The organism is Bradyrhizobium sp. LeoA1Lang (genome assembly GCF_055413685.1).
The window spans coordinates 1-19,528 of the sequence record NZ_JBVAPG010000099.1 but is presented as its reverse complement, the minus strand read 5'-3'; the positions used below and the strand labels follow the sequence as shown (position 1 = coordinate 19,528).

Below are 19,528 nucleotides of genomic sequence, written 5' to 3'. Positions count from 1 at the left end.
CCGCCCTACGCGAGTCTCCTCGCGCAACAGCGGCTTTCGCGCCTACGAGAAGAACGCTATCTTCTCGGCCTGGCTCATGCGGCGGATAGGTGCGAGCGGATCGTTGGCGGCAGCGCTCGGCTTCTTGACGATGCCGTTGGCAATGATGGTGGAGCCGAGCGAGATTTCGACCGGAGGCTCGGGCGGCGCGACGAAGGTGGGCTGCGGCGGAAGCTCGAACCGCGGTTCCGGCAGCGCGGCGGCAAGCTCAGGCGCCTGCGGCACGATTTCCGGCGCGGGCGGTGCTTCGAGTTCAACAGGTGGCTCTTCGGCGATCGCTGCCGTGGCGTCCTCAACGTCGAACGGGTCGGGCGCGCCCATCTCCATCGCGATCATGTCGAGCACGGCCTCGTCATGAGCGTCGGCGGCAGCTTCGTCGGTGGCGCGAGCAAGCTCGATGGCTTCAGCCTCCGCCAGCGCGGCCTCGGCGACGGCGAGCGCGGCCTCCGCGTCCGCGACGGTGATGGTCTCTTCCGCGGCTTCCGGCGCGGGAGGTGCGGCGACCGTCTCTGCGACGGCCGGCGCCTCCGGTAGAGCCTCGACCTCTACCACGTGAAAGGAGCGCTCCTCCGCGGGGCCCTTCGGTGCAGGTGCGGGTGAGGGAGCCACCGGCGCTTCGGCGCTCGGCGCGGGCGTCTCATCGGCCTCGGAGAACTGGGCGAGGCGTTGCACAATCGGTGCGAAGGCGGCATCCAGCGCGGCCTTCGCGTCCTCGGATGAAATCTGCGCGGCGCCGTTCTCGATCGCGACGACCTGGGAATCGATGAGGTCGCAGATGCGTCCGTCATTGCCGATCTCGCGCAGCCGCCACGCGATCTCGCGGATCACCCGCGCGCCTTTGCGCACCGGGGCAAGCTTCTGCTCCAGCTCCAGGCTATCGAGCGCTTCGGCCGCAGATGCCTGCGCGGCCTCCACCGCGTCGCGGATCGCGGCGATGGCCTCGGCTATCGCCGGCCCCGAATCGGGCGGCTCGACCGCCTGCCTCTGCGTGGCGAGGCTTTCCTCGAGCCGGGCCACCGCATCCAGCACCAGGCGGGTGTCGGCGTTGCGGTTGCGCTTGGCATATTCGGAGAGGAACCAGCGGCCGCGCGCCGTCTCCATGAAGGCTTCGCTGATCGCGTGGTAATCATCCTCGCCCGGCTGCACCGGGCGGGCTGTGATCGGCGAAAGGGCGAATGCTTCGTTGGCCATGCAAATCTCGTCGCGCAAATTGCGGCGCGCTGCGATAACGAACACCACGATATCAGGCGAATCGCAATTGGATTGATGGCTTCCGAATCACAAATTCCTGCAGCGCCGCAAGCGGATGCTAAGCGATTCGCGGCTCGCCTCGGAACCTTTTACGGGACCATGTTCGGGATGCTCGGCACCTATCTGCCGTTCTTCCCGCTCTGGCTGAAGGCGGTGGGGATCGAGGCGTCCTGGATCGGCATCATCACGGCGGTGCCCGCGGTGACCCGCTTCACCGTGCTGCCGCTGATCACGTCCCTTGCCGAGCGGCGGCGGATGCTGCGCGGCGCCATCATGATCACGGCGGCCGCGACCGCGCTCGGATTTGCCCTCATCGGCACCCAGCACCAGGCGCTGCCGGTATTCCTGGTCTTCGTCGTCACCTGCTGCCTGTGGACGCCGACGGGGCCGCTCACCGATGCCTATGCGCTGCGCGGCGTGACGCATTACAGACTGAACTATGGGCCGCTGCGGCTGTGGGGCTCGGCCGCCTTCGTGGTCGGCGCGCTCTTGTGCGGGTTGCTGGTCGATGAAGTCGCGGCGGAGCACCTGATCTGGATCATCGCTGCCGTAGCGGGAGTTAGCGCGCTCACGAGCTTAGGCCTGCGGCCGCTCGAGGTCGCAAAGAGGGCCGAGACCGCACAGCGCGGCGGCGTCGCGCTGCTGCGCGATCGCGGCTTTCTTGCGATCATCGCAGCTTCCGCGCTGATCCAGGGCAGCCATGTCGCCTACTATATCTTTGCCTCCATCGTCTGGAAGCAGGCTGGCCTCGGCGGGCTCACGATTGCAGCGCTGTGGTCGCTCGGCGTGCTCGCGGAAATCGTGCTGTTTGCGGTATCGCCGCGCCTCACGCTGGCCCCGGCGATGCTAGTCGTGATCGGCGCACTGGCCGGGGTCGCGCGCTGGGTGATCACCGCACAGGATCCGCCGCTTCCGATCCTGGCCGTCGTGCAACTCACGCATGGGCTGACCTTCGGCCTGACGCAGGTCGGCATCATGGGGCTTTTGGTGCGCCAGGTGCCGGGGCACATCATGGCGCGCGGGCAGGGCTACCTTGCCGCCTGCAGCGGCATCGTCTCGAGCAGCACCTCGGTCCTGTGCGGCATCGTCTATGCCCGCTACGGCCAGGGCGTCTATTACCTGATGGCGGCAATGGCAGCGTCAGGTGCGCTCGTGATGTGGCTGGGGCGGCACCGGATAGCGTTTTCAAGCGAAGTGGGTACCGGTTCGCGTTAAGAAAACGCGTCAAAAAGGGGCTCCATCAGCCCCAGAGCGCGGCCTCCGCCGGATAGACGAGGCTGCCGTCGTAACGCAGCCCATGGTCGCGGTCGCGCGCGAGCAACAAGGGGCCATCGAGATCGACGAAGCGCGCCTGTGGCGTGAGCAGCATCGCCGGCGCCATAGCGAGCGAGGTCGCGACCATGCAGCCGACCATGATGTCAAAGCCGAGCGCCTGCGCGGCATCCGCCATCGCGAGCGCTTCGGTCAGGCCGCCGGTCTTGTCGAGCTTGATATTGACGGCGTCGTAGCGATCGCGGAGCCCCTCCAGCGAGGCGCGCGCATGCACGCTTTCGTCGGCGCAGACCGCGAGCGGCCGCTTGACCCGCGCCAGCGCCGCATCGTTGCCGGCCGGCAGGGGCTGCTCCACCAGCGTGACGCCGGCGTCCGCGCAGGCGCCGAGGTTGTCGGCGAGGTTGTCCGCCGTCCAGGCCTCATTGGCGTCGACGATCAGTTCGGCGTTCGGCGCCGCCCTGCGTACCGCTTTGATACGCGCGCCATCGCCGTCGCCGCCGAGCTTGATCTTGAGCAGCGGCCGGTGCGCGGCCCTGGCGGTCGCTTCCGCCATCGCCTCCGGCGTCCCCAGCGAGATCGTGTAGGCCGTGATGCAGGGGGCTGGCGCGCCGCGTCCGAGCAAGTTCCAGATCCGGCTGCCGGCCCGCTTGGCCTCGAGGTCCCACAGGGCGCAATCCAGCGCGTTACGGGCGGCGCCTGGCGGTATTTGCGCCTGCAGGGCCTGCCGGTCCATGCCGGCCGCAAGGGGCTCCTGCATCGCCTGGATCGCCGCAAGCGTCGCCTCCGGCGTTTCGCCGTAGCGCGGGTAGGGCACGCACTCGCCGCGGCCGGTCAGCCCGTCCAGGCTGACCTCGGCCACGACGGTAACGGCCTCGGTTTTGGCGCCCCGGCTGATGGTGAAGGCGCCCGCGATCGGCCAACGCTCGATAAAGGCGGCAAGCTGTCGCGTTAGGCGCGCGGATCGGCTGGAAGTCATTTCAAAATCTCGCAATTTCTGGACCGTGCGCTTGCGGGGCGCTACCAACTATGGCTGGTTAGGGCCAGATTCTACAAGGCAATGCGGCGTTCGAATTCCTATCTTTCGAGCGAGCCAACCAGCCTGGGGTGGGCATTTTGAACGGCGACCCGACACTGGAACGGATAGCACAGAGCGACGGCCTTGCCCTGTGCGCCGCAGGGTCGTGGACGGCCCGTTTTGCGCCCGTGCTGGAGCGGATGGTGGCGGATGCGGAAAAACTCCGCGGCACCCGTCCTGACATCTTCATCGACGTCTCCCAGGTCTCTAAGCTCGACACCTTCGGCGCCTGGTTGATCGAGCGGCTCAGGCGCAGCCTGAGCCACGGTGGCGGCGAGGCGATCATCGCCGGGCTCTCGGAAAACTATTCGAGCCTGGTCGACGAGGTGCAGCGGGTGAAGGAAACGCCGGAGGCCGAAACCGGCCCGGTTTCGATCACGGCCATGCTGGACCAGATCGGCCGGGTGGTGGTCGGCATCGGCGGCACGATCATCGGATTGGTCGACATGCTCGGCGCCGTGCTTGTCGCGAGCGGGCACGTCTTGATCCGCCCGCGCTCGTTCCGCCTGACCTCGACCATCCACCATCTGGAGCAGGTGTGCTGGCGTGCGGTGCCGATCGTAGTGCTGATCACCTTCCTGATCGGCTGCATCATCGCGCAGCAAGGCATCTTTCATTTCCGCAGGTTCGGCGCCGACATCTTCGTGGTCGACATGCTCGGCGTGCTGGTGCTGCGCGAGATCGGCGTGTTGCTCGTTGCTATCATGGTTGCCGGACGCTCGGGCAGCGCCTACACCGCCGAGCTCGGCTCGATGAAGATGCGCGAAGAAATCGACGCGCTACGCACCATGGGGTTCGATCCGATCGAGGTGCTGGTGTTGCCGCGCATGCTGGCGCTGGTGTTGGCGCTGCCGATCCTTGTCTTTCTCGGCGCAATGGCCGCGCTTTATGGCGGCGGCCTTGTCGCCTGGCTCTATGGCGGCGTCGATCCGGAAGCGTTCCTGCTGCGGCTGCGCGACGCCATCTCGATCAATCATTTCATCGTCGGCATGGTCAAGGCGCCGGTGATGGCGGCCGTGATCGGCATCGTCGCCTGCGTCGAGGGGCTGGCGGTGCAGGGCAGCGCGGAATCGCTCGGCCAGCACACGACGTCATCGGTGGTGAAGGGCATCTTCTTCGTCATCGTGATGGACGGCGTGTTCGCGATCTTCTTCGCGTCGATCGGGATGTGACCATGGTGGTGCAGCCCATTTCCGACGCCATCATCCGTGTCCGCGACGTCACGGTGCAGTTCGGCAGGACCCGCGTGCTCGACGGTCTCGACCTCGATGTGAAGCGCGGCGAGATCCTGGGCTTTGTCGGGCCCTCCGGCGCCGGCAAGTCGGTGCTGACGCGCACCATCATCGGGCTGGTGCCGAAGGTGTCGGGACGCATCGAAGTATTCGGCATCGACCTCGATGCCGCCAGTTCCAGCGAACGGCGCCGGGTCGAACGGCGCTGGGGCGTCCTGTTCCAGCAGGGCGCGCTGTTCTCCTCGCTCACCGTGCGGCAGAACATCCAGTTTCCGGTGCGCGAATATCTGAGGGTCTCGCAGCGGCTCTTGGACGAGATCATGGTGGCGAAACTCGTGATGGTCGGGCTGAAACCCGAGGTCGCCGACCGCTATCCTTCCGAGCTCTCCGGCGGCATGATCAAGCGCGTAGCGCTGGCACGCGCGCTCGCGCTCGATCCCGAGCTCGTGTTCCTGGATGAGCCGACTTCGGGCCTGGACCCGATCGGCGCCGGCGAGTTCGACGAACTGGTGCGCACCCTGCAGCGGACTTTGGGGTTGACCGTTTTCATGGTAACCCACGACCTCGACAGCCTATATACCGCGTGCGACCGCATCGCCGTTTTAGGGAACGGTAAGATCATTGCCGCAGGATCGATCGCCGACATGCAGGCATCGCAGCACCCTTGGCTGCGGCAATATTTCCATGGCAAACGCGCCCGCGCCGTCATCGGCTAGCGCATGGTCCCGACAGGTGGAAACCGGTTTTCGGACAAGATCATGCGCGAGAGAAAAGGATCAGTGACGGTTCCGCCACGGCGGAGCCTGAGCTTGGACGAGTAGCTGGAGTCATCGATGGAAACCCGGGCGAACTATGTCCTGATCGGCGCCTTCACGCTGGCGGTGATTGCGGCTGCGTTCGGCTTCGTGCTCTGGTTCCAGAGCTTGCATACCACCAAGCAGCGCAGCCCCTTGCGGGTGATCTTTGAAGGCCCGGCCTCGGGTCTGCGCAACGGCGGTAACGTCAATTTTAATGGTATCAGGATAGGGGAAGTCATCTCGGTAAGGCTCGACAATCCACGTCGCGTGGTCGCATTCGCGATGGTTGAGAACAGCGCGCCGATCCGCAAGGACACCCTGGTCGGCCTCGAATTCCAGGGGCTGACGGGCGTTGCCGCGATTTCGCTGAAGGGCGGCGAGGAGACGGCGCCCCCGGTGCCGCTCGATGAGGACGGCATCCCCGTGCTGACCGCCGATCCCAGGGCGCTGCAGGACGTCACCGAAGCGATCCGCGCGACGCTGCAGAACGTCAACCGCATCGTTGCCGACAATCAAGAGTCGGTGAAGAACTCGCTGCGCAATCTCGAAACCTTCACCGCGGCGCTCGCGCGCAATTCCGAGAAGATCGACAACGTGATGTTGAGGGTCGACGGCGTGATGGGCAAGGCCGACAACCTCATGCTCGGCCTCAACAGCATCGCCGGCGGTGATCGCGGCGGCGAACTGGCTCAGATGGTGAAATCGATCCGCGAGCTCGCCGAAGATTTTGACAAGCGCTCCGGCGCGCTGATGGCCGACGGCCGCAGGACGCTCAGCGACATCAGCCGCGCCGTGAACAACCTCGACCGCAACCCGACCCGGCTGTTGTTCGGCGCCGGCAGCAGCAACAGCAATGCATCCGAACCGCCGCCCCCGCCGAGGTCGGTAGGGCCGGAACGCAGGCGATAGTGATCGGTGGCGGGTAGGGACGCGTCGGATTCTCGGAGAAAGCTGATACGCTGGCGCTTGATCTACTGGCCGTTTCCTACCTTCCGCCCACAATGTCGACTCCGATCCGTTCGGCAAGGGCCAGCAAGTCCGTGTAGACGGTGACGTCGGCCAACACGCTGCATGGATCTCGACTTGGCAAGAGGTCGGCCGCGGCGAGGCGATCCCCGAAGAGAACGATTCCAAACGCGCGATCATCCTGCCGCGACACCCAAATGAGTCCCTCGGCGCCAGGGCACGCAGCGTGGATGGCCTCGGCCCATTTCCGCGTGTCCGGGTATTTGTCCTTCTCGGTATCAATGAACTCGTTGCGCTGGATGCCGAGCTTCCGGAGTGCCGTTCCGCTCAGGTCAGCCAGATTGAGGTCTCGTTTCGAAGTCAGTTGCGAATAGGCCTGATCGGTCAGCTTCCACTTGTCGAATGTCTTCAGTCCCGCGCTGAAGGGGACGTCATGGAAGACAGTCTCCATGGCAGCACAATCGAATGTCGTGCCGCCATAGAGCGTGGGGATATTTGCGCCGTCTGAAGCCTTGATCGGGCTGAACCGCGCGTTGCCTGTCAGACCCGGATTGAACTCACTGCTCCCGTAGATTTTCAGATGGATTCGATGAATGACCTGGCCTTTCGGCCAAGTCACTGTCTTCACCAACTTGGCCAGATCGCCGGGCGGTGCCGGCACGACCGATGGCCGAGCCGCCGCATGGCCGGCCCCGGATTTCCGTTTAGCCATGCAGTACGCCGGCTACCTCGTCCTCCGCCGCGGCGATCACGCGCGCGGGCTGGTCTATCAGCAAGTCCTGCGGTCGCTTGCCGCCAAGGAAGCTATTGACCGAGGCAAACCAGTAAGCGAGGCCCCAGTCATCCTTCCGCTCGCCGAATACGGCCAGCACCTGCGCAAAGCCTTTGGCCGGGCGATAGTCGGTCGAAGGATGCAGGGCGTAACCTGGAAAATAGTCCACACCGCGATGGCGTACGGCGAAGATCTGTCCGTCCCTCTTCCATTTATTCGGCTGGGCGCTGGGATTGCTGGCACTAAATCCTGCGATCTCAGCGATCTGTGCCGCGGTTAACCAATCGCCGCTCTCGAGCACAGCCCTGCGCGCTTCAGCCGTCATGCGGGCTTCGACCAGCTTGTGCCGAGGAAGGGGGACCTCCGGGACGAGCGCCTCTATGATCGAATGGAGCGCTTCATCCTGGCGGCGCTCAAGAATGGTCCGGACCAATGGCGCGAGATTGGCGACCGTCTCCGCAAGCGCTCTGACGGCGGCCTCGTTCCCGTGCTCCAACGTCAATGCGATGACGCGCTCCGCGTGCAGGCGGCCAAGTCTGGTTCGGACCTGTTCCGGCGTCCCGCTCAATGTTCCGATGCCTGACAGCTCAATGGTTTTGTCAGCCGTGGCCATGGGTTCCAATCCGGCTAAGGTTAGCGTGATTATCTATATATCACGATAACCTTCCTCATCAAGGGGCGGAGCACCGGCTGGGCGCCTTGATGATAATGAAAACAAAAAACGGAGGCCGAAGGCCTCCGTTTCGCTATTCGCTATTCGCCACTCGCTATTCGCGTCTCACCCCAACCGCCCCGCGGCATGCGCGAGCAGGGTGTACACCAGACCCGTCTCCGAGGTGAGGTGGTTGCGCAGCGACTGCGGGCCGCGGTCGTCGCGGGCGACTTCGTCGAGCAGCCGCTCGAACTCGGCGATGTAGCGGTCGACCGTCTGCTTGAAGCCGCGATCGGAGCGGTATTTGCGGGCGACCTCGTCGAAGGCCTTCTGGCCGGCCGGCGTGTAGAGCCGCTTGCTGAACGCCTTGTTCTCGCCGCGCTGGTAGCGATCCCACATCTCGGCCGCGAGGTTGCGGTCCATCAGCCGGCCGATGTCGAGCGACAGCGATTCCAGCGGATTGGCGGCGGCAGCCTGCGGACGGGGACGCGGCGCTTCGCGGGGCGCGGGGGCAGGGGTCTCGCTGCGGTTGAGCAGGTCCGACAGCCAGCCGTCACGGCCGTTATCCGGGGGCGTCGCCGGGCTGACCGGCGGCGCCTCGGTGCGGCGCGAGGCCGGCGCCGGCACGCCGAGGTCCGGCGGCGGCAGGGTCGATGCGCTGCCATAGTCGCCGCGCATGCGGACATCGCTTGTGCGACCGCCGGCGGCAGCGACCATCACGGTCTCGTCCTGGCGCTGCGCGCTGGCCCGGCTATTGGTCGCGACGTCGAGCCCGCGGCCGTGCTGGGCCACGATGCGGTTGAGTTCGGCCAGCGCCTCGATCTGGTCGACGATCACCTTGCGCATCTGAGCGGTGTTCTCCGCGGCCTCCTGCGGCATCTCGAGCACGCCGCGGCGCAGCTCGGTGCGGGTTGCCTCGAGCTCGTTGTGCATCTCGGCCGCCATCTGCTTCATCGACTGCACCATCGCGGAGAACTTCTCCGTCGATTCCTTGAACATCGCATCCGTTTCCTGGGTGCTCTGCTGGTACAGGTCGCTCATCGCGTCGAGCGTCTGCTGCCGCTCGTTCTCGGCCGCAGTGCGCACGGCCTCGAACTGGCGGCTGATCGCCGCCGAACCGGCGCCGGCGGTCTCCGCCACCACGCGGGCGATGTCGCGCGCCCGCTCCTCGGCCGCGGCGAGCGATTCATCGAGCAGGCCGGTGAAGCGCGACAGCCGCTGGTCGAGATCGGTGGTGCGCAGGTCGATGGTGGTGACCAGCGATTCCAGCGTCGCCTTGCGTTCGGCGATCGAGCCCGTGGTGTTGCGGTTGCTCTGTTCCACCAATGCGGCGGCTTCGACCAATGCGCGGCCGTGGGTGTCGAACTGGGTCGAGAGCTCGCCGAGGTCCTCCAGCGCCTTCTGGGTCTTGCTGTTGAACACGGTGAGCTGGTCTTCCAGCGTCTGGGTCGCAACGCCGTTGCGCGAGGTGACGTCGTTCATCGCCGAGACGAAGTCGGCGACGCGGGTCACGAGCGCGCGCTCGAGCGAGTTGAGATTGTCGTGGGCGCCGGTGAGCACCTCCTGCAAGAGGATGTTGCCCTCACGCAGCCGCTCGAACAGCGCCACCGTATCCGTGCGCAGGATCTTGCTGGTCTCCTGCATCTCGGTGACGGCGGCGATCGAGACCTGGCGCGACTGGTCGATCGCCGCGCGCGAGGAGTGTTCGAGGTCCTTCAGCGACTTCGCCACCGCGCCGGTCGCAAGGTCGCCGGCGGAGGTGATGTTGCGCGCGACTTCGGTGCCGTGACTCGCCATCGTCTGCGCGAAGGTATGGCCGCGCATCTCGATCGACTTCAGCGCGTCCGCGGTGGCGCGGTCGATATCGGTGGCGAGCTGCGCGCTCTTGTTGGTGAGCGCTTCCACCAGTGTACCGCGACGGGTATCGACCATGTGTGCCAGCCGCTCGGCCTGCTGCTGCACATAGGTGACGATCTCGTCGGTCTTGCCGGTCATGGTCGAGCCGAACTGGCTGGAGGCGGCGAGCACCGAACGCTCGATGTCGGCGGACGTCGTCTTGACCTTCGAGGAGACCTCGTTGGCGGCGGCGACCAGCGAGCTGTGCGCGTTCTGCGCCGAGGTCTGGATCGTGTCGGTGGTGTTCGCCGTGACGGCGGCGAGCGAGCGCTCGATCTGGACCGAGATGGCCTGGATCTGATTTGCCGCGTCGGCGGAGGTCGACGTGAACGAGGTCTGCGCCTCGCGCGCGCTGCTCAGGATGGCCGCGGCGGTGTCGGCGCCGACTGCGGTCAGCGTCCGCTCGATATCGATCGCCAGCGACTTGGCGTGGTTGGCTGCCTCCGACGATCCGGTGATCAGCGTGCTCTGAACGTCGCGGGCAGCCGAGGTGATCGACTCCGCGGTAGCAGCGCCAGCCATCGACAGCGAGCGCTGCATGTCAGCGACCAGCGTCGTGACGCTGTTTGCAGCTTCGGTTGATGCGGCAACCAGCGTGTTCTGGGCCTCGCGCGCGCCCGAGGTGACCGACTCCGCGGTAGCAGCGCCGGCCATGGACAGCGAGCGCTGCACGTCAGCGACCAGCGCCTTGACGGTAGTTGCGGCTTCGGTTGCCGCGGAAACCAAGGTGTTCTGGGCCTCGCGTGCGCCTGAGGTGATCGACTCCGCGGTGGCCGTGCCGGCCATGGATAGCGAGCGCTGCATGTCGGCAGTCAGCGTCGTGACCGTGTTTGCAGCGTCGGTTGAGGCCGCAACCAGCGAGCTCTGCACGTCGGCGGTTAGCGTTCGGACCAGGTTTGCCGCCTCGGTCGAGGCCGACGTGAGCCTGTTCTGCGCCTCACGGGCGCTGCTCAGGACTGCCTCGGCCGTCGATGTGCCTGCGGCAGACAGCGAGCGCTCCACATCGACCGAGAGTGCCTTCACCTGGGTGGTGATGTCGGTCGAGGTTGTCGTCAGCGTGCTCTGGGCCTCGCGTGCGCTGGCAACGACTGCTTCCGCCGTCGAGCCGCCCGCAAGCGTGAGCGAGCGTTCGACATCGCCCGCCAGCGATTTGATCTGGTTCGTGATATCGGTCGATGCCGCGATCAGCGTGTTCTGCGCTTCGCGCGCACCGGTCGTGACGGCTTCGGCCGTGGCAGTGCCGGCGAGCGTCAGCGAGCGCTCGACGTCGACGGCCAGCAACTTGACCTGGCTTGCCGCGTCGGTGGAGGCGCTGACCAGCGCGGTCTGGGCCTCGCGTGCGCCCGACAGGATCGAGGCAGCGGTCGCGCTGCCGACGGTCTGCAGGGTGCGCTCGACATCGGTCGACAGCGCCTTGACCTGGGAGGCGACCTCGCCCGTGGCCGCCATCAGCGAGGCCTGGGCATCGCGGGCGCTGGACAGGATCGAGCTTGCGGCGCCGGCGCCGACTGCGGTCAGCGCGGCCTCCACTTCGCCGGCGGTGAGCTTGAGCTGCGCGCCGACGTCGGAGGAGACCGTCAGCAGCGACTGCTGCGCGGTGCGCGCGCCGGTCTGGATGGTCTCGCTGGTGTTGACTACCAGGTTGGTGAGCGAGCGCTCCGCATCCTCGACATGCGACTTGATGCCGGAGGAGAGCAGTTCAGCGCGCGCCATCAGCTCGTCGCTGGCCTGGCGTCCGCTGCTTTCGATGCGGCCCGCGACCGCCTCGACGCGCGAGCCCAGGAGGTCCTCGAACTGCGCCACGCGGGTGTCGATGTCGCCGGCGATGGCGCCAACGCGGGTCTCGATGCCCTGGTGGATTTCCAGGAACCGGGCCGAGATGGTGTCGGTCAGATGCGCGCTGCGGCCGTCCACGGTTTCGGTGACGCTGGCGATGCGGCGATCAAGCGCCTCGATCGCCTGCGCGGCGCCGTCGGTGAGCGAGGAGGTGAGCAGGCCGAGGCGGGAGTCGATCGACTGGATCGCCTGCGCCGCGCCTTCGGTGAGCGAGGTCGAGAGCATGCCGAGCCGGCCATCGATCGTTTGCGTGACCGAGCTGGTGCGAGTGTCGAAGGTCTGTTCCAGCGACTTCAGGCGGCCATCGATCGACTCGTCGAGCCATTTGAGGCGGCCGTCGAGCGAGTTGTCGAGGAAGCCAAGCCGGGTCTCGAGCGAGGCGTTGAGCGTGCCGAGCCGGTTCTCCAGCGAGCTGTCGAGCGTGTTGACGCGGCCGCTGAGCGCGTTGTCGAACATGGCGAGCTTGCTGTCGAGCGACGAGTCAAGGCTGGTGACGCGGTCGCCGAGCGTGGTCTCGAACTGCAAGAGGCGCTGGTCGAGGGTCGCCGTGATCTCGCCGCTGTTGGAGGTGAGGCGGGTGTCGAAATTGTCGACATAGTCCTTCAGCGTGTTGGCGATGTCCTCGGTGCGCTGGCCCATGCGCTCGACGATCTCGCCGCCGAACATCTTCACGGTGCGGTCGAATTCCGCGATGTGGCGGGTGATCAGCGCGCCGAGCGTGCCGGAGTCGCGGGCGAACTTCTCCGCCAGGTCCGAGCCCTGGTTTTTCACCAGTTCGTCGAAGGCGCTCATCTGCAGCGAGAGCGAGTCGTGCGCGGTCTCGGTCTGGCTCACCACCCTGGCAACCAGCGAATTGACGGTGACGTCGAGCACTTCGCCCGCCTTGTCGCCGGAGGTGAGGATGTGGCTGGCCAGCCGATTGCCGGCCTCGTCGATCTTGGTGACGAGGTCGCCGCTGCGCAGCTCGAGCTCGAGCAGGAGCGAGTCGGAGGAATTCTTCAGGGAATCGTGCGCCAGTTCGGTGCGCTCGGAGATGCCCTCGACGACGCTCACGGCGCGCTGCTCGAATTCGCCGGTGATGCGGTCGATGCGCTCGTTCAGCATCTCATGGACGCGGTCGGCGAGGTCGACGAATTCGTCGTGGACGTGGCCGGTCTTGAAGTTGAGGCTGCTCGTCAGCCGCTCGGAGGCATCGAGCACCGCGCGCGTGGTCTCGGAGCTGGCTTCCTCGAGCCGGTCGAGCAGGTCGCCGCCGCGCTCGCCGAGCGCAAGGATCATGTTGTCGCCGGCGTGGCTCAACGCCTGGGTGATGTGCTGGCCGCGCTCTTCCAGCGCGCCGGTGATGCTCTTTGCGACTTCGTCGACGCGTGAGGCGATCGCATCCGAGATCAGCGCGATGTCGTGGCGCAGGTCGATCTGCACGCCGGAAATGGCGCTGCGCACCTGCTCGGCCTGTCCGACCAGATTGTCGCGCTGGTGGGCGATGTCTTGCAACAGCGCGCGGATGCGCACCTCGTTGTCGGAATAGGCGCGCTCCAGCGCCGAGACCTCGTTGGCGACCAGCGTCTCGAGTTCGCCGGCGCGCGCAATCGCGCGCTCGATGCCGTCACCCATCGCCGCGACCTCGCGGCGGATCGCCTGTCCGACCGTGACCATGGAATCGCTCGCCGCCCCTTCGGGCTCAGAGAAGCGGATCGCGACCTGCGCCATCGATTGCGCGATCATCCGCATCTCCTGCCCGCGCCAGGCAAGGCTCGCGAGGAAGTAGAACAGCAGCACGGGCGCCAGGAACAGGCAGGCAAGGCCCGCCAGCACCAGGACGCCGCCGCTCTGGCCGATCGCGGCCTGCAGCGAGGACAGGAAGCTCACGGTCAGCAGGCCGCAGCCGACCAGCCAGACGCCGGTGAAGATCGACGCAAAGGTGTAGACGTTACGGGTAGGGCTACCCTTCTGCAGCGCCTGCAGGAGCTGTCCGATCGCCTCGCGGTCGTCATTGGCGGCGCGCCGGGGGCCGCGCTGCTCCTCGATCGGTTCGAACACCGATCGCTCGCCGCTCGGACGCGTCTCGAACGGAGTTTCGGGGAAGGGCGTGGTCGCAGCAGGCATCGTCGGCGGCGCGGCTTCGCCGCTACTGGCACTGATCACATCGCGGTTGGGCTTGGCACTGTTCTCACCGATGTTCAGAGCTTCCTGAATGGCAGACAGTGCGACTTCGGTGGGATCTTTCACCTTCTTGGGATTGTTCGCCATGTTAAGTCTGAGCCCTCTCAACTAATACGCGTCGGCGATCTTGCGAACATTGTCCCCCGCAAGCTCGAGCCGTCCCGTCCCCGTAAAGCGGTACGCAAGCACGCCCGTCGGCCGCTTGTCCGCTACATCCGGAAACATCCTATTGGTTGAGCGATGCGAATGAAATGGCCGCGATTAAGACATCCTTAATCATCGTTAACAGGTTTGTGCCATAAGGCCTTATGCTTCCACATAAATCCCCCGAGCTGACGCCCATTGAGGTTCTACTTTGTCTGAAAAAGGGCAAAGTTGAGGCAAATTTGGCCAACGATCCGTTAACTATTTCCGTGATTGGGTGACGCCCAAACGGCCCTACCGAAAAGGAGGTAGTGGCCGGTCCCTGGATCAGGCCATGCCGCGTCACCTCGAACGGACCCAATGGATAGCTTCGCCGCCGCTCGCCCCCGGTGACGGCCCGATCGATCTCGCACATCTTGCGCGCATGTCGCTCGGCGACGCCGCTCTCGAGCGCGAGGTGCTTTCGTTATTCGTGGCGCAATCGGCCAAGCTGATCGCGGCCCTGGCCACCCTCCCACAGGATGCGCGCGAACTGGCGCACAAGCTGAAGGGATCGGCACGCGCGATCGGCGCTTTCGCTGTCGCGGATGCTGCCGCCGGGCTGGAACACGTCCTGACGAGTGGCGCCGAGCCGGAGGGGCCGCTGGCGGCGCTCACTGACGCGGTCGCGCGGGCGCGGAACGCGATCGAGGCCATCCTCGGCGACCCTTAAAACCCGAATTGACCGGCAACAAATTCGCGTCAAAAGGTTTTGCGTGAGGGGGCCCGGCCGCTGGCGCTCGCGGGATCGACCCGTTATAGGGACTGCCGGGGACCTCATCCAGATCCGTATTCCGGCAGCACGAGCGATCATGGCCAAGATAACTTATGTCGACCATTCCGGGGAAAGACGCACCATCGAGGTGGAGAACGGCGCGACCGTGATGGAAGGCGCAATCCGCAATGGCGTTCCGGGCATCGAGGCCGAATGCGGCGGCGCCTGCGCTTGTGCGACCTGCCATGTCTATATCGACGAAGCCTGGCGCGAGAAGGTCGGCGCGCCCACGCCGATGGAAGAGGACATGCTGGATTTCGGTTTCGACGTGCGGCCGAATTCGCGTCTGTCCTGCCAGATCAAGGTCACCGACGACCTTGACGGGCTCGTGGTGACGACGCCGGAACGGCAGGCCTAATCCAATTGATCCATATCAAGGCCGCGGCGGATCCAGCGCTTTAGATTAGCCTTCACTTCATCCGTCAGCGGAACCGGCTTGCGCGTGGTTTCGTCGATCAGCACCGTCACCGCCTGCGCCGAGGCCACGCATCGACCTTGCGAGAACACGACCTGATCGAACGTCACCGAGGTTCGTCCGAACTTCACGACGCCGAGTCCGAGCTCGATCGTGCCGGGCCAGTGCAGCTCAGCGCGGAAATGGGTGTCGAGCCGCACCATGATCCAGGCGAGCCCGTCCGGCACCAATCCCTTGCTGGGATCCTTCATCAGCGTGACGCGGCCGGTTTCGAAATAGCTCGCATAGACCGCATTGTTGACGTGCCCATTGGGATCGAGGTCGGCGAAGCGCACATTGTCTGACAGCCGATAGGGATAGTCTTCCAGGCGCGGCGTGGCGTCGGAACGGATCGGGGCATTCACTTGCACAATCTCCAAGGTGGTTCAGCCCGTTACAGCCTAGTTGTCGAGTTGCGGCAAGGGGTTGCCGCGGCGCTTGCCGCCCCTATTATGGCGTTCCCGATCAGGCCGTCCCCGATCAGGCCGTCCCCGATCAGGTCGTCCCCGATCAGGTCGTCCTGGCTCGGCCGGCAGCCTTCCCATTTCGTACTCAACTGACAAAGAAGCGGATATGAGCGAAGCGATCAAAACCGACGTGTTGATTATCGGCGCGGGTCCTTGCGGACTGTTTGCCGTGTTCGAACTGGGCCTCCTCGACATGAAGACCCATGTGGTCGACATCCTCGACAAGATCGGCGGCCAATGCGCCGAGCTCTATCCGGAGAAGCCGATCTACGACATTCCCGGCATCCCGTTCGTCACCGGCCAGGGGCTGACGGAGTCGCTGTTGGAGCAGATCAAGCCGTTCCACCCGACCTTCCATCTGAACGAGATGGTGGAGACGATCGAGAAGGTCGGCGATCCCGCCTTCCGCGTGAAGACCGATGCGGGCAAGGTGTTCGAATGCAAGGTGGTGGTGATCGCCGCCGGCGGCGGATCGTTCCAGCCGAAGCGGCCGCCGGTGCCGGGCATCGAGGCCTATGAAGGCAGCTCGGTGTTTTACGCCGTGCGCAAAATGGACCAGTTCCGCGACCGGAACATCCTGATCGTCGGCGGCGGCGATTCAGCGCTCGACTGGACCCTCAACCTGCACCCGGTCGCCAAGCGCATCACGCTATTGCATCGACGCGACGAATTCCGCGCCGCGCCCCACAGCGTCGAGCAGATGCGTGCGCTCGTTGCCGATGGCAAGATGGACCTGAAGCTCGGCCAGGTCACCGGCCTCGAAGGCGAGGCGGGCAGGCTTGCGGCGGCGACGGTGAAGGGCAACGACAACGCAATTACGAAGGTCGAGTGCGATACCATGCTGCCGTTCTTCGGGCTCACGATGAAGCTCGGTCCGGTCGCGAACTGGGGCGTGGCGCTGGAGAACAATCTGGTGCCGGTCGACACCGCCGCCTTCGAGACCAACATGTCCGGCATTTTCGCGATCGGGGATATCAACACCTATCCCGGCAAGCTGAAGCTGATCCTGTCCGGTTTCCACGAGGGCGCGCTGATGGCGCAGAAGGCGCACCGTTATGTCTATCCGGACAAGCGGCTTGTGTTCCAGTACACGACGTCGTCATCGAGCCTGCAGAAGAAACTCGGAGTCGGTTGATTCCAATCAACATATGATTGGTCAATTTCAGCCAAAATATCACCGGTCAGGCCGCGGAGCGGCCGCTGCGGCTATTTGCATCGTTCCGCGCTGCCACTGGAACCTTCCGCGAAATGGCCGTAGTCTTCGCTCATTCGTTTGATGGATTAGTCGGGTGACGACAATGCGGAATTGGCGATTTCGATTTCGGCTGACAGTGCCTGTTATCATGGCCCTCCTGGCGGTGGCCCTGCCGGCGCAGGCGCAGCAGCCGTCGGCGGCGGGCCTGTGGCAGAAGGTCGAGGACGGCAGGCCCGTGATATGGGTGCTGTTCGTCGACCATAACGGCGTCTTCGAAGGCATCATGGCGAAGACGTTCCCGAAGCCCGGCGAGCCCGTCACCGAGGCCTGTACGAAATGCACCGACGACCGCAAGAACGCGCCGTTGCTGGGCATTCCCTTCATCCGCAACATGAAGCGCGACGGATTGAAGTATGAGGAAGGTAACGTGCTCGATCCGCGCGACGGCAAGATCTACAGAGCCAAGATGAGCGTCAGTCCTGATGGCAAGGAATTGACGATGCGCGGCTACATCGGCATCTCGCTGTTCGGCAAGGACGAGACCTGGTACCGCCTGCCTGATACGGCGATCGCGCAACTCGATCCCGCCATCGTCGCGAAATATCTGCCGGCTCAGGCGGCCGCAGTGAAGCCGCCGCCGCCCGCCGCCACGAAGAAGAACATCGGTCCAGCCGGCACGCCTTCGCGCTAGACGGCTACCAGTGGCCTCGGCACGGTTCTGATAGCCGTCTAGTCGGGCACGAAAGTGGAATGGATTATTGCGTTCAGATGTGGGCGATAACCTTCACGACGCAGCGCTTATCAATTGCTCGCTTTTCGCCCAAAGCTGCTTAGCTTTGTTAGCGTCGAGCGCATACGACCTTACGCCGTCGGCAAACGGGTTGGGCGTGTCATCGATCGGCGCGACTGCGCAATCTTCGAGATAGTGTCCGCCGATCTCGTCTTTGTTAGCCACGACTGCGGCCCAGACCGACGTTGCCGTTGCCTGCGGGATTTCTTTCAGCTCTGCCGGCGGAAGACCCGCTTCAGCGCGAGCTTTGCCAACGGTCTCGAAAAGGCCCTGCAAGTCCTCCTGCGAGAAATGGCGGGGGAGATCAGTGATGCTATTCCCAGGCATCACCGAGGCAGCTCGGATGCCGCGATCGCGATGCCGCCGGTCGAATTCTGCTGCGAAGAGAGAGGTGGCCGTCTTCGATCGGCCATAGGCGACAAATGGGTCATATGCCTGTTGTTCGAAATTCGGATCGTCGAGGTCAACATCGGCGACGCGATGAGCCTGGGACGACAGCACCACCAGGCGCCCGTTATCAGCGAGCAGCGGCTCGATCCGATTGATCAAAGCGAAATGACCAAGATAGTTGGTCCCGAACTGGACTTCGAAGCCATCGATGGTCCGGCCGAACGGAGTTGCCATAACGCCGGCGTTGGCGATGATGGAATCGAACGGCCGGCCGTCAGCCAACAGTTTATCCGCGCAGGCGCGAACGCTCTGCAAGGATGCGAGATCGAGCTCGATCAACTCCAGGCTGCCACCTCGTTGCGACGCGGCGTCACGGACGGATGCAGTGGCCGGCTCAGCTTTAGCGAGATCCCTGACCGCGCCGACGACGCTGGCGCCGTGAGAAACCAGTGAGCGGGCGGTTTCGAGCCCAATGCCCGACGATGCACCCGTAATCAGAAATCGCTTTCCCTTGAGATCAACGTCTGAAAGCACCTGGTCGGCGGTCGACTTTGCACCAAACTTCTCGGTCATCTCTTTTCCTTTAAATTCTCGTGTAACGAGTTTTGATCTTCTTCGGCTTGATCTTCGACGCTTCAGATTCCGAGACCACCGGCCATATTTACGGTCTCACCGGTGATGTAGCCCGCATGGGGTCCGGCGAGGAAACAGACGGCTTCCGACACCTCTTCAAGGGTTGCGAAGCGACGGATCGGATGCATGTTCAGGAAGGTCTCAAGGTCCGGAACCTCACCGGCCACCTCCTTGTTCATGTCCGTGGGCATCGCACCGGGCTGCAAAACATTCACAGTGATATTGCGGGGGCCGAGGTCGCGCGCGATACCCCTCGCGTATCCGGCAAGCGCCGCCTTCGTTCCGGCGTAGTCGGCGACACCCTTAAAGGGAACGTAGTCGCCGAGCAGAGAGCCGATAAAGATGATTCGACCACCATCCGTCAGTTTCGACGCCGCCGCGCGAGTGTTGGCGATCGAGCCCATGACGTTGACTTGCCACTGTCGATTGTACCTCTCTTCCTCAAGGCCGGGATCGTCTACCAGCTGGCCCTGAATCGCGATGCCGGCATTGTTCACGAGGATGTTGAGCTTGCCGAACTCAGCAATCACCGAGTCGATCAGAGGCTTCGCGGAAGTAAGGTCTGAGCTATGGCGGAATCTGGGTGATGACGGCCTGAGAAGGGCGGCGTATCGAGGCGGGTAACCAGCCAGCCAGAACCTCACATGGGATGGTTCGTGTCAAGGCCATCAATCGCAATGCATCAGCAGT

At 64.7% G+C, this 19,528-nt stretch carries 16 protein-coding genes; 8 read left to right on the top strand and 8 right to left on the bottom strand.

Annotated elements, in window-relative coordinates; translation table 11 throughout:
- Nucleotides 1-42: 42 nt before the first annotated feature.
- Complete coding sequence (locus ACZYOF_RS28105) at nucleotides 43-1,185, bottom strand: hypothetical protein (RefSeq protein ID WP_463717823.1); 1,143 nt, start codon at nucleotides 1,183-1,185, stop codon at nucleotides 43-45.
- A 120-nt stretch (nucleotides 1,186-1,305) separates the two neighbouring features.
- On the opposite strand from ACZYOF_RS28105, the gene ACZYOF_RS28100 reads away from it, so the two are divergent.
- A complete protein-coding gene (locus tag ACZYOF_RS28100; RefSeq protein ID WP_463717822.1) occupies nucleotides 1,306-2,505 on the top strand; it encodes an MFS transporter in 1,200 nt (399 codons plus the stop codon).
- Between the two features lie 25 nt (nucleotides 2,506-2,530).
- Here the strand turns inward: ACZYOF_RS28100 and dgcA are convergent, their stop codons facing one another.
- A complete protein-coding gene (dgcA, locus tag ACZYOF_RS28095) occupies nucleotides 2,531-3,538 on the bottom strand; it encodes an N-acetyl-D-Glu racemase DgcA (RefSeq protein ID WP_463717821.1) in 1,008 nt (335 codons plus the stop codon).
- 137 nt (nucleotides 3,539-3,675) lie between these two features.
- Here dgcA and ACZYOF_RS28090 point away from each other — a divergent pair, with 137 nt between their 5' ends.
- The 3 genes from ACZYOF_RS28090 (at nucleotide 3,676) to ACZYOF_RS28080 (ending at nucleotide 6,575) form a co-directional block, all read left to right on the top strand.
- Nucleotides 3,676-4,809 carry an MlaE family lipid ABC transporter permease subunit gene (locus ACZYOF_RS28090; RefSeq protein WP_463717820.1) on the top strand — a complete coding sequence of 378 codons (1,134 nt, stop codon included), beginning with the start codon at nucleotides 3,676-3,678 and terminating at the stop codon, nucleotides 4,807-4,809.
- A gap of 2 nt (nucleotides 4,810-4,811) precedes the next feature.
- Nucleotides 4,812-5,585 (top strand): ABC transporter ATP-binding protein, encoded by a 774-nt coding sequence (locus tag ACZYOF_RS28085; RefSeq protein WP_130583978.1) that lies wholly within the window; start codon nucleotides 4,812-4,814, stop codon nucleotides 5,583-5,585.
- 117 nt (nucleotides 5,586-5,702) lie between these two features.
- The gene (locus tag ACZYOF_RS28080) at nucleotides 5,703-6,575 is read left to right on the top strand and encodes an MlaD family protein (RefSeq protein ID WP_282527769.1); all 873 of its coding nucleotides are present in this window, start codon (nucleotides 5,703-5,705) and stop codon (nucleotides 6,573-6,575) included.
- Between the two features lie 76 nt (nucleotides 6,576-6,651).
- Here the strand turns inward: ACZYOF_RS28080 and ACZYOF_RS28075 are convergent, their stop codons facing one another.
- The 3 genes from ACZYOF_RS28075 to ACZYOF_RS28065 form a co-directional block, all read right to left on the bottom strand.
- Complete coding sequence (locus tag ACZYOF_RS28075; protein WP_463717819.1) at nucleotides 6,652-7,293, bottom strand: RES family NAD+ phosphorylase; 642 nt, start codon at nucleotides 7,291-7,293, stop codon at nucleotides 6,652-6,654.
- Between the two features lie 43 nt (nucleotides 7,294-7,336).
- Entirely contained in the window at nucleotides 7,337-8,017 is a 681-nt protein-coding gene (locus ACZYOF_RS28070; protein WP_282527771.1) for a hypothetical protein, read from the bottom strand.
- Nucleotides 8,018-8,182: 165 nt separating this feature from the next.
- Nucleotides 8,183-14,038, bottom strand: a complete 5,856-nt coding sequence (locus tag ACZYOF_RS28065; protein ID WP_463717818.1) for an apolipoprotein A-IV repeat region-like domain-containing protein — start codon at nucleotides 14,036-14,038, stop codon at nucleotides 8,183-8,185.
- A gap of 391 nt (nucleotides 14,039-14,429) precedes the next feature.
- Here ACZYOF_RS28065 and ACZYOF_RS28060 point away from each other — a divergent pair, with 391 nt between their 5' ends.
- Together ACZYOF_RS28060 and ACZYOF_RS28055 are read left to right on the top strand one after the other, a co-directional pair.
- The gene (locus ACZYOF_RS28060) at nucleotides 14,430-14,807 is read left to right on the top strand and encodes an Hpt domain-containing protein (RefSeq protein ID WP_130582204.1); all 378 of its coding nucleotides are present in this window, start codon (nucleotides 14,430-14,432) and stop codon (nucleotides 14,805-14,807) included.
- 139 nt (nucleotides 14,808-14,946) lie between these two features.
- The gene (locus tag ACZYOF_RS28055) at nucleotides 14,947-15,267 is read left to right on the top strand and encodes a 2Fe-2S iron-sulfur cluster-binding protein (RefSeq protein WP_130582205.1); all 321 of its coding nucleotides are present in this window, start codon (nucleotides 14,947-14,949) and stop codon (nucleotides 15,265-15,267) included.
- On the opposite strand, the gene ACZYOF_RS28050 is transcribed toward ACZYOF_RS28055, so the two are convergent.
- Nucleotides 15,264-15,728, bottom strand: coding sequence for an acyl-CoA thioesterase (locus ACZYOF_RS28050; RefSeq protein WP_130582206.1), 465 nt, complete (start codon nucleotides 15,726-15,728; stop codon nucleotides 15,264-15,266). The genes ACZYOF_RS28055 and ACZYOF_RS28050 overlap by 4 nt on opposite strands.
- A gap of 208 nt (nucleotides 15,729-15,936) precedes the next feature.
- On the opposite strand from ACZYOF_RS28050, the gene ACZYOF_RS28045 reads away from it, so the two are divergent.
- Nucleotides 15,937-16,965, top strand: a complete 1,029-nt coding sequence (locus tag ACZYOF_RS28045; RefSeq protein WP_463717817.1) for an NAD(P)/FAD-dependent oxidoreductase — start codon at nucleotides 15,937-15,939, stop codon at nucleotides 16,963-16,965.
- Nucleotides 16,966-17,128: 163 nt separating this feature from the next.
- A complete protein-coding gene (locus ACZYOF_RS28040; protein ID WP_463717816.1) occupies nucleotides 17,129-17,716 on the top strand; it encodes a DUF2147 domain-containing protein in 588 nt (195 codons plus the stop codon).
- A 93-nt stretch (nucleotides 17,717-17,809) separates the two neighbouring features.
- Here ACZYOF_RS28040 and ACZYOF_RS28035 read toward each other — a convergent pair whose 3' ends face one another.
- Both ACZYOF_RS28035 and ACZYOF_RS28030 read right to left on the bottom strand, forming a co-directional pair.
- Nucleotides 17,810-18,778 carry an SDR family NAD(P)-dependent oxidoreductase gene (locus ACZYOF_RS28035; RefSeq protein WP_463717815.1) on the bottom strand — a complete coding sequence of 323 codons (969 nt, stop codon included), beginning with the start codon at nucleotides 18,776-18,778 and terminating at the stop codon, nucleotides 17,810-17,812.
- Nucleotides 18,779-18,840: 62 nt separating this feature from the next.
- Nucleotides 18,841-19,482 (bottom strand): SDR family NAD(P)-dependent oxidoreductase, encoded by a 642-nt coding sequence (locus tag ACZYOF_RS28030; RefSeq protein ID WP_463717814.1) that lies wholly within the window; start codon nucleotides 19,480-19,482, stop codon nucleotides 18,841-18,843.
- Between the last annotated feature and the right edge of the window lie 46 nt (nucleotides 19,483-19,528).